The sequence below is a fragment of the Pseudomonas sp. NFACC45 genome, from assembly GCF_900113505.1.
Classification (GTDB): Bacteria; Pseudomonadota; Gammaproteobacteria; order Pseudomonadales; family Pseudomonadaceae; genus Aquipseudomonas; species Aquipseudomonas tehranensis.
Window position 1 is genome coordinate 21,493 of the sequence record NZ_FOPO01000006.1, and the last position, 15,691, is coordinate 37,183.

At 59.8% G+C, this 15,691-nt stretch carries 12 protein-coding genes; 2 read left to right on the forward strand and 10 right to left on the reverse strand.

Translation table 11 applies throughout. The annotated features are described in order from the left end of the window. Positions 1-29: 29 nt before the first annotated feature. From BM132_RS12365 to BM132_RS12395, 7 genes are all read right to left on the reverse strand, one after another. Positions 30-1,178, reverse strand: a complete 1,149-nt coding sequence (locus BM132_RS12365) for an iron-containing alcohol dehydrogenase (protein WP_092400952.1) — start codon at positions 1,176-1,178, stop codon at positions 30-32. A 200-nt stretch (positions 1,179-1,378) separates the two neighbouring features. Continuing rightward, the gene (locus BM132_RS12370) at positions 1,379-2,203 is read right to left on the reverse strand and encodes an ABC transporter permease (protein WP_092400949.1); all 825 of its coding nucleotides are present in this window, start codon (positions 2,201-2,203) and stop codon (positions 1,379-1,381) included. A gap of 12 nt (positions 2,204-2,215) precedes the next feature. Then, entirely contained in the window at positions 2,216-3,463 is a 1,248-nt protein-coding gene (locus tag BM132_RS12375) for an ABC transporter permease (RefSeq protein ID WP_092400947.1), read from the reverse strand. Between the two features lie 152 nt (positions 3,464-3,615). Continuing rightward, complete coding sequence (locus BM132_RS12380; protein WP_092400944.1) at positions 3,616-4,659, reverse strand: ABC transporter substrate-binding protein; 1,044 nt, start codon at positions 4,657-4,659, stop codon at positions 3,616-3,618. Positions 4,660-4,707: 48 nt separating this feature from the next. Further along, positions 4,708-5,832 (reverse strand): ABC transporter ATP-binding protein, encoded by a 1,125-nt coding sequence (locus tag BM132_RS12385; RefSeq protein ID WP_092400941.1) that lies wholly within the window; start codon positions 5,830-5,832, stop codon positions 4,708-4,710. Between the two features lie 345 nt (positions 5,833-6,177). Further along, positions 6,178-6,807 (reverse strand): response regulator, encoded by a 630-nt coding sequence (locus tag BM132_RS12390; protein WP_076383435.1) that lies wholly within the window; start codon positions 6,805-6,807, stop codon positions 6,178-6,180. A gap of 71 nt (positions 6,808-6,878) precedes the next feature. Then, positions 6,879-9,275, reverse strand: coding sequence for a PAS domain-containing sensor histidine kinase (locus BM132_RS12395; protein WP_092455632.1), 2,397 nt, complete (start codon positions 9,273-9,275; stop codon positions 6,879-6,881). A 74-nt stretch (positions 9,276-9,349) separates the two neighbouring features. Here BM132_RS12395 and BM132_RS12400 point away from each other — a divergent pair, with 74 nt between their 5' ends. Next, positions 9,350-10,345 carry an alpha/beta hydrolase family protein gene (locus tag BM132_RS12400; protein ID WP_092455634.1) on the forward strand — a complete coding sequence of 332 codons (996 nt, stop codon included), beginning with the start codon at positions 9,350-9,352 and terminating at the stop codon, positions 10,343-10,345. A gap of 41 nt (positions 10,346-10,386) precedes the next feature. Here BM132_RS12400 and BM132_RS12405 read toward each other — a convergent pair whose 3' ends face one another. From BM132_RS12405 to BM132_RS12415, 3 genes are read right to left on the reverse strand one after another with little or no spacing between them, the layout of a single operon-like run. Further along, on the reverse strand, positions 10,387-11,154 hold the full coding sequence (locus BM132_RS12405) for a TerB family tellurite resistance protein (protein WP_092455636.1): 768 nt from the start codon (positions 11,152-11,154) through the stop codon (positions 10,387-10,389). Between the two features lies 1 nt (position 11,155). Beyond that, entirely contained in the window at positions 11,156-11,827 is a 672-nt protein-coding gene (murU, locus tag BM132_RS12410; protein WP_092400929.1) for an N-acetylmuramate alpha-1-phosphate uridylyltransferase MurU, read from the reverse strand. Next, on the reverse strand, positions 11,824-12,849 hold the full coding sequence (locus BM132_RS12415; protein WP_092455638.1) for an aminoglycoside phosphotransferase family protein: 1,026 nt from the start codon (positions 12,847-12,849) through the stop codon (positions 11,824-11,826). Before BM132_RS12415 ends, murU begins: the two co-directional genes overlap by 4 nt. A gap of 1,122 nt (positions 12,850-13,971) precedes the next feature. On the opposite strand from BM132_RS12415, the gene ltrA reads away from it, so the two are divergent. Beyond that, positions 13,972-15,669, forward strand: a complete 1,698-nt coding sequence (gene ltrA / locus BM132_RS12420; RefSeq protein WP_092455640.1) for a group II intron reverse transcriptase/maturase — start codon at positions 13,972-13,974, stop codon at positions 15,667-15,669. Positions 15,670-15,691: the final 22 nt, after the last annotated feature.

The following is a 15,691-nucleotide window of genomic DNA, read 5'->3' on the forward strand; positions in this document are numbered from 1 at the left end:
AGATTTGGCGCGCCCACCGTGGCAGACGATCAATACGCCGCGCGGTAGATCTTCTCGATATCGCTGGCGCTCAGTTTGCGTGGATTGTTGCGCATCAGTCGCTCGATTCCGGCCGCCTCCACCGCCATGGACGGGATCACCTCGTCCGTCACCCCCAGGCTGCTCAGGCCCTGGGGGATTTCCACGGCAGCACACAGCGCAACCATGGCCTCCACGGCTTCGTCAGCGGCTTCAAGGTCACTCAGGTGCGCGGTCTTTATGCCCATGGCTTCGGCGATGTCGCGCATGCGCTCGACGCAAGCCATCTTGTTCCACGCCATGACATACGGCAGCAACAAGGCATTAGCCACACCATGGGACACGTGAAAACGCCCGCCCAGCGGATACGCCAGCGCATGCACCGCCCCGACCCCGGCATTGCCGAACGCCATGCCGGCCATCAGGCTTGCCGTGGCCATGTCTTCGCGAGCCTGCAAATGAGCGGGGTTGGCGTAGGCCTTGGGCAAGGCGCGGGTGATCAGTTTTATTGCGCCGATAGCCAAGGCATCGGTGATCGGCGAGGCATTGAGCGACAGGTAGGACTCAATGGCATGCACCAGCGCATCGACGCCACTGGCGGCGGTCACGCTCCGCGGGCAGGTGAGAGTCATCTGCGGGCTGACCAGCGCGACGTCCGGCAGCAGATAATCGCTGACGATACCTTTCTTAAGCTGCGCGGCCTTGTCGGAGAGGATGGCCACGTTGGTGACTTCCGAGCCGGTCCCGGCCGTGGTGGGGATGGCGATCATGGGCGCGCCTTTGCGCGGCACCTGGTCGACCCCGAACATATCCTGCAGCTCGCCGTGGTAACCGGCGTAGACCCCCACGCATTTGGCGATGTCGATGGCACTGCCGCCGCCCAGGCCGATCAAGCCATCATGGCCGCCGTCGCGGTAGGCCTGCATGCAATCTTCGACGATGGCTATTTCCGGATCGGGCATGACCCGGTCGAAAACCTCGTAGTCGCGCCCACCCAAATGCTGCAACGCCAGCTCCACGGTGCCGGACTTGACCAGCGCAGCGTCGGTGACGATCAATGGGTTGTCGACATCCAGCCGCGTCAGCTCGGCCGCCAGTTGCTCAATGGCAGCGGCACCGGTGATCAGTTTGTGGGCGATCTTGAATGAGGAAAGACTCATGTGCGCGGCCTCTTGTTCGAGTATGGGCTGGCACAAGGATAGCTCGGTATTTAAGGTTGTCTTGCATTCAGCCCATGAATACCCCGCAAACCTGTGGGAGCGGGCTTGCTCGCGAATGCGGTCAAACATTCAACCTATTTGCTGAATGACACACCGCTTTCACGAGCAAACCCGCTCCCACATTGGTTTTGCGTTGGACCTCAGACTTGGGTGGTGCGCAGTTTCTCGCTACGCCCGCGCAACCACTCCAGAGTCAGCAACAGGATCACCGAAAAGGCGATCAGCAGCGTCGCGGCGGCGGCGATGGTGGGACTGAGGTTCTCGCGGATACCGCTGAACATCTGCCTTGGCAACGTTGCCTGCTCGGGACCGGCCAGGAACAGCGTCACCACCACTTCATCGAATGAAGTCGCGAAGGCGAACAGTGCGCCGGAGATCACGCCCGGGGCGATCAACGGCAGGGTCACTCGACGAAACGCCGTCAAGGGTGAAGCTCCAAGGCTGGCGGCGGCCCGAACTAGGTTGTAGTTAAAGCCCTGCAGAGTCGCCGACACCGTGATGATGACGAACGGCACGCCCAGCACGGCATGGACCACGATCAGCGAGAAGAAACTGTTGCCCATCCCCAGCGGCGCGAAAAACAGGTAGCTGGCCACCCCGATGATCACCACCGGCACCACCATCGGCGAGATGACCAGGGCCATCACCAGCGCCTTGCCCGGAAAGTCGCCACGGGTCAGGCCAATAGCCGCCAGGGTGCCGAAGACCATCGCCAGGACCGTCGCCGCCGGGGCGACGATGACGCTGTTCCTCAGCGCCCGCATCCACTCTGCCGAAGCAAAGAAATCGTGGTACCACTGCAACGAAAAGCCTTGCAACGGGTACACCAGGAAGCTGCCGGAGTTGAACGACAATGGAATGATCACCAGCACCGGCAGGATCAGGAACAACAGGATCAGCCCGCAGAATATGCGCAAGCTGTAGAACCACACCCGCTCGACGGGGGACATGTAAGGACTCAGCATTTCGATCTCCCCTCAGCTCAGGCGCAGGCGACTGGCGCCCACCAACCAGTTGTAAATCAGATAAAGCACCACGGTTGCCAGCAACAACAACCCGCCAAGCGCCGTGGCCATACCCCAGTTGATGCTGGTGTTGGTGTAGAACGCGACGAAGTAGCTGACCATCTGATCGCTCGGGCTGCCCAGCAGTGCCGGCGTGATGTAGTAGCCGATGGCGAGGATGAACACCAACAGGCAACCGGCGCCGACACCGGCATAGGTCTGCGGGAAATACACGCGCCAGAAACTGGCGAACGGATGGCAACCCAGGGAAATCGCCGCACGCATGTAAGTCGGCGAGATACCTTTCATCACGCTGTAAATCGGCAGGATCATGAACGGCAGCAGGATATGGACCATGGAGATGTAGACACCGGCGCGGTTGAACACCAACTCCAGCGGCTTATCGATAATACCCATGGCCATCAGGCCACTGTTGATCAGCCCGCCCGATTGCAGCAGCACGATCCACGCCGCCACCCGCACCAGGATCGACGTCCAGAACGGCAACAGCACCAGAATCATCAGCAGGTTGCTTTGGCGCGATGGCAGGTTCGCCAGCAGGTAGGCCAACGGATAGGCCAGCACCAGGCAGATCGCGGTGATCACCAGACCCATCCAGAACGTACGGGCAAAAATATCCAGGTAGATCGCCTGGTCGGGGGTGGCCGGGGCCAGTTCACCCAGATCATCGATGCGATGATCGACGGCCGCCAGCAGGTAATACGGGGTGACATCACTGGTGTTGCGGCGGATCACCTGCCAATACGCCGGATCGCCCCAGCGTTCGTCAAGGTTCTCCATCGCCTCTTTATAGGAGACCGGCTCAGTGGCGAACGGCAGCGCACGGGCGGTCTTGGTCAGCAGGCTGCGATAGCCGGCCAGTTCCATGTTCAGGCGCTTGGACAAATCGCCCAAGGTCTGATTCTTGCGGGCTTCGGCCAGGTCTTCGCTGGCGGCCTTGTACACCGGCTCGCCGGGCAACCCACGTCCGTCCCAGGCAGCGACCGCGGCGACGGTGCGCGGCATGCCGTTGACCACTTCCGGGTTGCTGACGCTTTTGAACAGCAGCGCCACGATCGGCACCAGGAACACCAGCAACAGAAACAGTACCAGCGGCGCGATCAAGGCCTGGGCCTTCCAGCGGTTGACCCGCTCGGCGCGCTTGAGCCGCTGCTTCAGGGTGGGGCTGGTGCCCGCGTTCAGTGGAACGGCGATGGCCATGGCGAACTCCGCAAATCTTTTTGATCGTTACAGAAGCGGCGTGCCGCTTCTGTTTAAGGTGCAACGCAAATCCTGTAGGAGCTGGTGCAGCTTGCGATCTTTTGAGGCCTCATGAACACTGAAGATCAAAAGATCGCAGCCTTCGGCAGCTCCTACTTGGCCGCCCAGGAGTTGAAGCGCTGTTCCAGTTGCTCACCGTTGTCAGCCCAGAAGCTGACGTCGATCTGTACCTGGTTGGCGATGTTTTCCGGGGTGGTCGGCATGTCTTTCAAGACATCCTTGGACAACAGTGGTACAGCCTGGGTATTGGCCGGGCCGTAGGCGATGTTTTCCGAGTAGGTCTTTTGCTGCTGCGGTGCCACCGAGAAAGCGATGAATTTCTTCGCAGCTTCGGCGCGGGTCTTGTCCAGACCACGTGGAATTGCCCACGCGTCGAAGTCGTAGATGCCGCCGTTCCACACCACTTTCAGGTTGCTTTCCTTCTGCACCGCAGCGATCCGACCGTTGTAGGCCGAGCTCATGACCACGTCACCGGAAGCCAGGTACTGCGGCGGCTGGGCGCCTGCCTCCCACCATTGGATGTTCGGCTTGAGTTCGTCGAGCTTCTTGAAGGCACGATCCTGGCCATCTTTGCCGGCCAGCACTTTGTAGACGTCTTTCGGCGCGACGCCGTCGGCCATCAAGGCAAATTCCAGGGTGTACTTGGCGCCTTTGCGCAGGCCACGCTTGCCTGGGAATTGCTTGGTGTCCCAGAAATCCGCCCAACTGGTCGGCGCGGTTTTCAGTTTGTCGGCGTTGTAGGCCAGCACGGTCGACCACACGAAGAAGCCCACGCCGCAAGGCTGGATGGCGCCCTTGACGTAGTCTTCGGCCTTGCCGAACAGAGCCGGGTCCAGTTGCTCGAACATGTCTTCGTCACAACCACGGGACAGCTCCGGAGACTCGACTTCCACCAAGTCCCACGAAACGCTCTTGGTGTCGACCATGGCCTTGACCTTGGCCATTTCACCGTTGTATTCGCCAGCGATGATCTTGCCGTTGCCGGCCGCTTCCCACGGTGCGTAAAAGGCTTTGGCCTGAGCCGCCTTGTTCGCCCCACCGAAAGACACCACAGTCAGGTCCGGGCCCGCCGCCATCGCGCTTGCCGCACCCATCATGCCCAGGGTCAGGGCTGTGAACTTCAGGGATCTCAACATTTATTGTTCTCTCCACGTGCAGGGTTGGTGTTGGTACACAGGGGGCGATCAATTCGCCTCTAGAAGGGGATCGAGCGCACGCACATGCTCGACTTGCCAGCCAAGCGGAACCACGTCCCCAACAGCGAGCCCGGGATCGAGTTCGGCAATCGGTTGTTTCACGAAGAAGTCATTCTTGCCACAGACCTCCAGGCGAACCCGGACGTGGTCGCCCAGATAGATAAATTCCGCCACCCTCCCTGAGAAGCGGTTGACACATTGTTCGCTTGCGCCGTTGAGGCTCACCCGTTCCGGGCGGATCGACAGGGTCACCGGCTCGCCGGGTTTGCCGACGTTCACCGCCAGGGCCTCGACCTTTTCACCGCGCCCCAGCTCTACCAGGCAACGATCGCCGGTGTGGCTGTGCAAGCGGCCGTTGAGGCGATTGTTCTCGCCAATGAAGTTGGCGACGAAGGTGTTCTTTGGCTCTTCGTAGAGGGTGCGTGGCGGGGCAATCTGCTGAATTTCGCCTTGATGGAACACCGCTACGCGGTCGGACATGGTCAAGGCCTCGCCCTGGTCATGCGTCACATAAACCACCGTCACACCGAGGCGCTGATGCAGATGCTTGATCTCCATCTGCATGTGCTCACGCAGTTGTTTGTCCAGGGCGCCAAGGGGTTCGTCCATCAGCACCAGTTGCGGTTCGAACACCAATGCCCGGGCCAGGGCCACGCGCTGTTGCTGGCCGCCGGACAACTGCGCCGGGTAGCGTTGGGCAAACGTATCCAGCTGGACCATGCTCAAGACGCGCTTGACCCGATCACTCACGTCGCTTTTGTTCAAACCGCGCACGGTCAGCGGGAATGCCAGGTTCTCGGCAACGGTCATGTGCGGGAACAAAGCATAGTTCTGGAACACCATGCCGATGTCACGCTTGTGAGGCGGCACGTTGTTGATGGAGCGCCCGGCCAGTTGAATCTCCCCAGCGGTGGGGGTTTCAAAACCGGCGAGCATCATCAGGCTGGTGGTTTTGCCGGAACCGGACGGCCCGAGCAGCGTCAGGAATTCACCTTTGCGAATGTCCAGGTTGAGGTCCTTGACGATCAGGTTCTCGCCGTCGTAGCTCTTTTGCACACCACGAAAGCTGACCAGCACATCACTGGCCCCCGCGCTTGAATCGACCTGGCTCATACCCGCACCTTTTGTATTGATGACTGCTTGTGAATCAAGCCTAGTGGAGCCTGGGGGCCGCGCAAATCGGGACGCAGGAGAGAATGGCCTCAGCCGGATGGAAGAGTCGGTGTAGGGATTTCCCTACAAGGATGACGGGATTGGGTAAGAGCAGCGGCAAGTTATGAGCTGCAAGCCGCAAGCAGGGGTAAAAGCGGTGTTGGGGCGTGTCGTAAATGGATATGCCGGCGCACTGCCCCTGTGGGAGCGAGCCTGCTCGCGATGGCAGTGTGTCAGTCAACTACGATGCTGAATGGTCCAACTCTATTGCGAGCAGGCTCGCTCCCACAGGGGATTGTGGTGGGCTTAGAGCAATTTGTGCTCCATCGCGTACTTCACCAGTTCCGCCAAGGAAGTGATGTTGAGTTTCTGCATCAACCGCGCTTTGTGAGTACTGATGGTTTTGCTGCTCAAAGCCAATTGCTGGGCGATGTCATTGACGTTGGCCCCTTGGGCCAGGCGCTCGAAGACCGAAAATTCACGCTCGGACAGCAGCGAGTGCAGCGGTCGGCTGTCGGTCAGGCCCACTTCGAAAACCATGCGGTCGGCCAGTTCCGGGTCGATGTAACGTCCGCCGGCCGCGACCTTGCGAATCGCCATGAGCAGCAATGCCGGGTCGCTGTCCTTGGTCGCGTAACCCGCGGCACCGACCTTCAGCGCCCGCGCCGCCATTTGCGCCTCGTCGTGCATCGACAACACCAGGATGGCCGGCGGATTGTTCAACGCACGGATACGCGGGATCGCCTCCAAGCCATTGACGCCCGGCATGGAGATATCCAGCAGCACCACCTCGCAGGGCACATGCCGTAGGGTTTCCAGCAATTGCTCGCCATTGCTCGCCTCCCCCACAACCACCAGATCCTTGGCCAGGCCAATCAACTGTTTAATGCCTTCACGGACGATGGTGTGGTCTTCGGCTACCAGTACACGGATCACGTTTTTCTCCAGATTCAGAATCTCATCGCGAGCCTGCTCACGATAGCCTCAGGCAAGCCTAGCGAAAGCCATCAGGCCTCGGTCAACGGTACCCGCACCGCCAGGGTCGTACCCTCCCCCGGTTCACTTTCCAACGATAACTGCCCGCCCATGATCAATACCCGCTCCCGCATGCCGACCAGACCAAAGGAGGTCGGTCGCCCCGTGGCGGGAACGAATCCTACACCGTCGTCACTCACCGTCAGACAGAGTTGGTCGTCTTCCTGCACCAGCGTCAGTTCTACAGTATGCGCCTGAGCATGGCGCATCACATTGGTCAGCGCTTCCTGAAGAATTCGAAACAGACCGATGGCCTTGGCGTCACTCAAGGGCGGCAGATTGTCCGGCACCTGCACCAGACAGGGGATCTGTGTGCGCGCCTCGAAACGCCGCGCCTGCCATTCAATGGCGGAGGCGATGCCGGCATCAAGGATCGGAGGTCGCAGCGCCGTCGCCACATCCCGCACCAACTGGAACAGTTGGGCAATCAGGCGCTTCATGCTGTTGAGCCGTTCTTGCAGACCCGGGTCGAGTTGCGCATAGGCCAGTTCGCACATGGACGTTTCCAGCTTCAAGACGGTCAACATCTGACCCAACTCGTCGTGGACCTCCCGAGCTATACGCGCCTTTTCCTCTTCCCGCACGCTCTCCAGGTGCGCCGACAATTCGCGCAGTTGTTCCCGGGAGCTGGCCAGTTCAAGTTCGATACGCTTGCTTTCGGTGATGTCCCAGACGATGCCGTCCCAAACGTAGGCGCCATCCTCGAGACGACGGGTAATGGCCTTGATCTCGGCCCAGCGTTCCCGGCCTTCGCGGGTCAGGATGCGGCCCTGCCACGACCAGTCACTATCGCTGTCCAGCGCCTGATCCTGAGTGCGGTGGTAGCTGGCCTTGTCCTGTGGGTGGACGAGGCTGCGCAGGCCGGTGTCACTGCGGGCCAGGGTCGCGGGTGAATAGCCCACGAGGCTTTCGCTGCCTTCACTGATGTAGGCAAAGTCGATCTGCCCGGTCACCGGGGCGCGCTCCAGGCGAAAGACCAGGCCCGGGACGTTGGCGGCGATTCCCTGCAAGCGCGCCTCGCTTTCGCGCAGCGCCGCCAGAGCACGACGGCGCTCGGTGACGTCGTTTATGTAGACCACCAGGTATTCGGCATCGCGAAAACGCAGGAAGCTCAAGGAAACATCGGCCGGAAGAATACTTCCATCGGCCCGCACGCATTCGGTTTCGAAACTCTGTGGCCCCTCTTCGCTGGCCCGGGCGCGTTTCCACAGATTCAGCCAGCGATCCATGTGCAGGCCCGGTTCGAAGTCGATCAAGGGTCGTTCAATAATGCCGCCTGGCGTATAGCCCAACATGATTTCGGCGGCGCGGTTGGCATAACGCACATGGCTATCCCAATTGACCCAGAGAATGCCGACAGTGCTTTGATCGATGGAAAATTGCGTCAGACGCAGGGCTTCCTCGCTGGCGGCCCGCTGGGCGATGTCATTTCGCGCATTGCGCAGGCGCCGCTCCAGCGCCCTTTGCTCGCGGCGCTGCCAGAACACGATGGCCACGCAGCTCAAGAACAGGGCCAGTAGCAACAGAGTCAGGTTTTGCCAGAAACCCGGAGTGTCGGTCAGCCGCGGATATTTGGGCTTGAGCCAGCGACTGTGCAGTTGCTCAAGTTCCTTGGCCGGGATCGCCTGCAAACCGCTCTCGATGATGTCGGCCAACTCCGGCCAATCCCGGCGAGTGGCGACGCGCAACAGTTGCGGCAGGCCGATATCGCCTACAACCACCAGCCCGGCGAATTCAGGCTCGACCATCAGTCGCCCTAGCTGCGCCTCATCGACCACCGCGTACCCGGCCTGTTGGCTCAACAGCAGTTGCAGGGCCTGGCGTTCCAACGGCACGCCTTGAAGATTCAAGGTCGGGTAATTGCTGCGCAAATAATCAGCCGTGGTACTGGGCATGCGCACCGCCACCCGCACTTGAGCATCGAGCTTTTCCAGTTCGACCCCTTCGGCGCCCTTCTTCTGGCCCACGATCAATTGCGGCACGCGCATGTAGGGGTCGGAAAACCGCCAGAGTCGCAACCCGGCCGGGGTCTGGGTCAGCCCTGGGGCAACATCCACCTCCCCGGAGCGCAACGCGGCTTCCAGTTGCGCCACGTCCTGGAAATTGCGCCAGGTCAGTTCGACATTCAACGCCTTGCCCAACCATTGCATCAGCTCGACATTGGTGCCGGACAGGCGCTGCAAGCGCCGGTCATATTGCGCGTACGGCGCCTGCAACACGAGGCCGACGCGCAGTTGCGGATGCTGGAGCAGCCATTGTCGCTGGCCCGCGTCCAGTTGCACCCCAGTTAACGACGGTGCGGGCGCGGCCCACGCCATCAAGGGAAGCCATAAACAGCCGATAACCCACAGGCAGCAAAAACGCATCATTGAAGTCTCATGCACTGACAAATACTGACCAACCCATTAGGCTGCCGGAAATACTTCTGGTCATGGAATATCCGATGCCCTTTGTTTATCGCCTGGCACTGCCAGCATTGTGCCTGTCGCTGATGCTGCCGAGTGCCTTTTCTGTACAGGCTGAAGAACCGGCGCCCGCAGCGGCGGATCAAGCCACCGAGGAAAAACCGGTCGAACGTCCGCCTTTGCTCGAACGCAGCGAAGAAGAAGCGACAGCACTTGAACGGGAGATCCCGGCCCAGGAGCAACAACAGCTGCAAACCGGCAGCGACACCTTCCTGGCGCTCTGGAAACCAGCCAACACCAGCGAACCCAAGGGCACGGTCATCATAGTCCCCGGCGCTGGCGAAACTGCTGACTGGCCTCAAGTGATTGGCCCGATGCGCAAAAAGTTACCGGATATCGAGTGGAGCAGCCTGAGTATCACCCTGCCGGACCTGCAAAGCGACGTCATCGCACCGCGCGTGGTGGAAACACCGCCCGAGACCAAACCGGCCGACGTGGCTGGCGCGGCACCGGATGCCACGACCGCAGCGCCGATTGAACAGGTGGCGGGCGGCGAGGCCGACGCGGTGGATCCGGTCGTTGCCCAAACCAGCGAGGACCACCTCCTGGCCGATGCCGACCGTATCTATACCCGCATCGATGCAGCGCTGGCCTACGCCGAACAGCAGGGCGCTCGCAGCATCGTTCTGCTGGGTCACGGCACCGGCGCCTATTGGGCGGCACGTTACCTGAATGAAAAACAGCCCTCGCAGATCGAGCGTTTCGTGATGGTCGCCGCCCAGACCCCGCTCGCAGTCAAGCCCGCCCTGGCCGAACTGACCCCCACCTTGAAACTGGCCACCGCCGACATCTTCTACATGGACAAACCGCAGGATCGCAATGCAGCGCTGGAGCGTTTACAGGCCAGTAAGCGTCTCAAAGGGTCGAGCTTCAGCCAGGTGTCGCTCAAAGCAGTGCCCAACCCATCAGCGCAGCAGGAACAGCTGTTTCGTCGGATTCGGGGTTGGCTCAACCCGCAGCAGCCGGGGGAGTGAGGCTTAGACAAGCCCCAACCCAGCCAGCGTTGTGATCCCTTCTAGCGAAAATCCCGGCGCTCGCGGATCAACCGATAGGCGTTGTGCAACTCCCGGGTTTTGTCGGTGGCGTCACGCACTTGCAATGGCGTCGCCCCGCTGCCGGCAATTTTGTCCGGGTGGTGACGGCTGAGCAGGCGGCGGTAAGCCCGCTTGATCTGCGACGGCTCGCTGGTGGCCGACACCCCCAGCAAGCGCAACGCCTCCTGATAGGTCGCGCCGCTGTTGGGCAACGACGGTTTGTGTGGCTCGTAATCCACCGCCAGTGCCTGGACCTGTTGCGGCGTCCACCCCAGCCATTTGCCCCACTGGGCGAGCAACTCACGCTCGCTTATGCCCGCGCGACCGTCCGCCCAAACCATCCGCCAACAGGCACGCAGCACGCCTTCAGCTGCATGGGGCTGGGTCGCAAGGCGACGCAAATAACCGCGCAGATGATCGTTTCCGGATTTGCCCCGGTTGAACGCGGCAACGGCCCGGCGTTGTGCCGGTTCGCTCAGGTCCAGCGCACGCATCTCCTGACGAGCCTGCTGGATGTGCCCATCGACCACTCGTCCGTCGCTCTTGGCCAGCCGGCCAAGCAGTACAAACAGCAACTCATCGTTGCGTAATGCCGGACGACCACCCAAACGCTCGCGCACTTGCGCCCAGCCTTGCAGATTAAGTCGCCGATCCAGCGCCTGTCCTAATAACGCTCCCAGCATGGCCCCCGGAATGCTGGCTATGGCAAAGCCCGCCCCGGCTCCAATCAGAGTCCCTGGCCACCACATATCAACGGCTCGCTTCTATCAAGGTTTCAACCTGCGCCAAACGTTCATGAGTCCCCACATCCACCCAGTGTCCCTTCAGGTGCTCGCCGCTGACCTGACCCTCGGCCATGGCCTTGCGTAGCAGCGGTGCGAGTTTGAACGCGCCGTCCAGGCAGCCCTCGAACAACCGCGGATGCAAGACAGCAATACCGCTGTAGGTCAGTTTGTCGGCAGCCGCCCCACCATCATGAATCTGTCCGTCGGCCAGGATGAAATCGCCGCCCGGATGGTGTTCGGGATTATCCACCAGCACCAGGTGCGCCAAGCCGTCCAGAGGTCGGCGCAAGGCGCTGAAATCGTAATCGGTCCAGATGTCGCCGTTGACCACCAGAAACGCTTCCTCGCCCAGTAACGGCAGGGCGCGGAAAATGCCACCGCCGGTTTCCAGCGGCTCACCTTCGGGCGAGAAATGAATGCTCACGCCAAAACGTGAACCGTCCCCTAGATAATCTTCGATTTGCTGACCGAGCCAGGCGTGATTGATCACAATGTCCTTGAACCCGGCCCGAACCAAGGCACGCAGATGGTATTCGATCAAGGGAACGCCGCCGGCACGAACCAGCGGCTTGGGCGTGGTGAGGGTCAAGGGCCGCATGCGCTCCCCTTTACCCGCCGCCAGGATCATCGCTTTCATGCCGTCGCTCCGGCCGACTGACGCAGGCTGGAGAGCAACTGATCCAGTTCCGCCAGTTCAGGGCGACGGGCAATGACCGCTTCTATATAGGCAAAGAAGCGCGGCACATCACCCAGGTAGCGCGGCTTGCCGTCGCGGTGACAAATACGCGCGAAAATCCCGATGACCTTGAGATGGCGCTGCACGCCCATCAGGTCGCTGGCCCGCAGGAAATCCTCGAAGTCCGGCTGGACCGGGATGCCGAGCGCACCGGCCTGCTGCCAGTAATCCTCGAGCCAGCCACGCACGCGCTCCTCGGGCCAACTGAGAAAGGCATCCTTGAACAGACACGTGACGTCATAAGTCACCGGGCCATAAACCGCATCCTGAAAGTCCAGTACGCCGGGGTTCGGTTCGCTGAGCATCAGGTTGCGCGGCATGTAGTCGCGATGGACCAGCACTTTCGGCTGAGCCAGCGCGCTGTTGATCAGCAGGTCGCTGGCCTGTTGCCAGAGCGCTTGTTGAGCAGCATCCAATTCGATACCCAGCTCATGCTTGACGTACCACTCAGGAAACAGCTCCAGCTCCCGACGCAGCAAAGCGACGTCGTAGCTGGGCAGTGGCGCGACCATCGGCAGTTGTTGGAAAGCCAGCAGGGCCTGCAGGGCGTCACGGAATAATGCGTCGGCATTGTCGCCGTTGATCACGTCCAGATACGTCTGATTGCCCAGGTCATTGAGCAAGAGAAAACCGCGCTCGAGGTCTTCGGCATAAATCTTCGGCACGTTGATGCCGGATTTCGCCAACAAAAAAGCAATGTCCACGAAGGGTTTGCAGTTTTCCTGGGGCGGTGGCGCATCCATCACGATCAAACTGCGGCCCTCGCCTTCCCAGCGGAAATAACGACGGAAACTCGCGTCGCTGCTGGCCGCGGTCAACGTAGCCGGGGGTACGGCGCCCCAGCCCTGCTGAACAAAAAGGATCGGCAGCTGCTCATCGAGCCAAACTTTCAGGTGTTGCAAGCGTACATCTTGGTCAGGCATTGCAAGGGTCTCCGACGGCGCTAGCCGTCAAGCGGGTCATGCTTTATTATCCAGCATCTTGTGCGACACGCGTAGCGTGCCTCCAGCTTCGCGATGAGGAGTCATCGTGAAGGGTTCTTGCAAAGGAACCAACAGCCCGGCAGCCAATCCGGGAAACAAAACCGCCCCAGGAGTCCTTCGCTTAAAAAGACTCGTTGTCGCTGCGGCGCAATAGCGACCCCAAAACCACTTAGCACTCGCAAGCGTGGTTATGGTCCGGATTTCGGACTGGGAGTGCTTACTTCATCACATCGGCCCCATGGCCTTACTCTGACGGGAAGAATCCCCGCAGGGGTTCCTCCTTCTGCAAATAGGGGGAACATCACCCAGACAAGCCGTTTTCCTACGGTCCTTGTCCATTTCAACTGGAGACATGAGCGAAAGTTCTGTCTGTCATTGTCCAACTGTTGTAGTCACTGAACAGTAGCGGACTCGTTGTGCGACCAACGATAGCCTAGGAAGACATGCGTCACTGGTAACGGTGGGGTATGAAGCTCTTCCGACAATGTAGCCCCCGTCAGGGCGTGATCTTGCTGCGAGGCAAGTCATGGATGCTCGGAGCAGTACCGGGTTGAGGCGCTAGGCTGGCTGGCAAGGGCAACGTAAGTGAACTGCTGATAAACGCCGTAAGGATAACCATGCCCAAACTGCTGTCAGGCATGAACCAAAAGGTACGAGGCCAGATATTCCTGTGGGATGTGGGAATACGTCGCTACACAAGCCTCCGGCGAAAAGGCAGGCCCTAAACCAGTCGTGTGACAGTCAGGGAACGTGGTAAGCCCGTATGGCTGCCTTCGGGCAGGTAAACCGCAAGGTGAACTGTTGGCTGTGCGGGTATGGGATCGCAGAGAAAGCGAACGCCGGGCTGTAATGGTTCGGATAGGGATTGGGACATTATCCCACGGGAAACCGGGCAGACTTCTGCGTGGTCTTTCGTCGCATGAATGCTGATTGAGTCTGTTTCAATGAACTTCGAGGTCCAGAAATACCGGACCTTCCGATAGTCCAACCCTGACGGGAGCGCCCCTCCCCATCAGGGGATGCGTACGTCTTTTGCTCAGGGTCATCTGAGAGGAAGGCAGCATGATAGAACACAGTCAAATGGCCGTGTCTGCGCCTTCCGACGTTCCGCAGCAATGGCACGACATCGACTGGTGTCGCGTCCAGCGGAACGTTCGGGCAATGCAGATACGGATTGCGAAGGCTTGTCGGGAAGGCAACTGGCGCAGGGTGAAAGCCTTGCAACGGATGCTGACCCGCTCACGCACGGCCAGATACCTGGCCGTGCGGCGAGTCACTGAAAACCAGGGCAAGCGCACGGCGGGAGTCGACCGCGCGCTCTGGGATACACCGGATGCCAAATGGAAAGCGGCAGATGGATTGAAGCGCCACGGATATAAACCTCGGCAGCTACGGCGAGTGTTTATCCCGAAGTCGAATGGAAAGGAGCGCCCTTTGGGCATCCCGACCATGACTGACAGGGCAATGCAGGCGTTGTATTTGCTTGCTCTGGCGCCTATCGCAGAAACCACGGGTGATCCAAATAGCTACGGCTTCAGGATCGAACGCTCGACGGCGGATGCGATGGGGCAGTTGTTCGTCTGCCTGTCCAAGAGGCTATCGGCCAAATGGGTTTTGGAAGCGGACATCAAAGGCTGCTTTGACCATATCAACCACGACTGGCTGATCCACCACGTCCCTACGGACAAAATGGTTCTTCGCAAATGGTTGAAAGCAGGCGTGATCCATAAAGGCCAGCTTCAGGCAACGGATGCCGGTACACCTCAAGGCGGGATTATCTCGCCGACCTTGGCAAACATGGTGCTGGATGGCCTGGAAACACAGCTCAAGCGACATCTGGGCGTGACACGGGCCAAGAAGCTGAAAATCAATGTAGTGCGATATGCGGACGATTTTGTGATCACTGGCGAATCGAAAGAGGTGCTCGATAGCGAAGTCAAACCTTGGGTGGAGCAGTTCCTCGCGGTGCGTGGATTGCAGTTATCCCCTGAGAAAACCCATGTCGTCCATATAGACGAAGGCTTTGACTTTCTGGGTTGGAATTTCCGCAAGTACGGCGGGAAGCTTCTGATCAAGCCGAGCAAGAAAAACGTGAAAGCGTTCTATCGCGAGGCCAAGGAGGTCATCAGCACCAACAAAGCGGTGACGCAAGAGGATCTGATTCGATTGCTGAACCCGATGCTGCGAGGCTGGGCGTCGTATCACCAGCCTGTAGTCGCCAAGAAGGCGTACAGCCGCATGGATTTTCAAATATTCCAAGCACTATGGCGCTGGGCAAAACGGCGACACCCGAACAAAAGCCTCGACTGGATCAGGAAGAAGTATTTCCAACTCATCGAGGGTCGAAACTGGGTGTTCTGCACCACGTTACTGACAGGGACTGGGGACAAAGAGAAGATAAGGCTATACACCCTTGAGGCTACGCCGATCGAGAGACACAGAAAAATCAGCGGGGAGTACAACCCGTTCGATCCTTCGATGGAGGAAATGGGCGAGAAACTGCGGATGTCCCGGATGCTCGGGAAGCTGAAATACCGCAAACAAGTATCAAACCTGTTTCAATCGCAAAAAGGTCTGTGTTTACTGTGCAAGAACCCGATAACCAGGGAGACGGGGTGGCACGACCACCACATCATTTATCGCTCACAAGGCGGTGGTGACTCGCTAAGCAACCGGGTACTATTGCATCCCATTTGCCACCAGCAGCTTCATGCTCGTGGGCTAACAGTGAACAAACCGGCTCCCGATTTCGGGGGTTAAGTAGAGACTTGAGCCGTATGCG

Excerpts from the sequence above, each read along its gene's own strand:
- BM132_RS12365 (WP_092400952.1), bottom strand. The coding sequence starts at position 1,178 with ATGAGTCTTTCCTCATTCAAGATCGCCCACAAACTGATCACCGGTGCC.
- BM132_RS12370 (WP_092400949.1), bottom strand. The coding sequence starts at position 2,203 with ATGCTGAGTCCTTACATGTCCCCCGTCGAGCGGGTGTGGTTCTACAGC.
- BM132_RS12375 (WP_092400947.1), bottom strand. The coding sequence starts at position 3,463 with ATGGCCATCGCCGTTCCACTGAACGCGGGCACCAGCCCCACCCTGAAG.
- BM132_RS12380 (WP_092400944.1), bottom strand. The coding sequence starts at position 4,659 with ATGTTGAGATCCCTGAAGTTCACAGCCCTGACCCTGGGCATGATGGGT.
- BM132_RS12385 (WP_092400941.1), bottom strand. The coding sequence starts at position 5,832 with ATGAGCCAGGTCGATTCAAGCGCGGGGGCCAGTGATGTGCTGGTCAGC.
- BM132_RS12395 (WP_092455632.1), bottom strand. The coding sequence starts at position 9,275 with ATGATGCGTTTTTGCTGCCTGTGGGTTATCGGCTGTTTATGGCTTCCC.
- BM132_RS12400 (WP_092455634.1), top strand. The coding sequence starts at position 9,350 with ATGCCCTTTGTTTATCGCCTGGCACTGCCAGCATTGTGCCTGTCGCTG.
- BM132_RS12405 (WP_092455636.1), bottom strand. The coding sequence starts at position 11,154 with ATGTGGTGGCCAGGGACTCTGATTGGAGCCGGGGCGGGCTTTGCCATA.
- murU (WP_092400929.1), bottom strand. The coding sequence starts at position 11,827 with ATGAAAGCGATGATCCTGGCGGCGGGTAAAGGGGAGCGCATGCGGCCC.
- BM132_RS12415 (WP_092455638.1), bottom strand. The coding sequence starts at position 12,849 with ATGCCTGACCAAGATGTACGCTTGCAACACCTGAAAGTTTGGCTCGAT.
- ltrA (WP_092455640.1), top strand. The coding sequence starts at position 13,972 with ATGATAGAACACAGTCAAATGGCCGTGTCTGCGCCTTCCGACGTTCCG.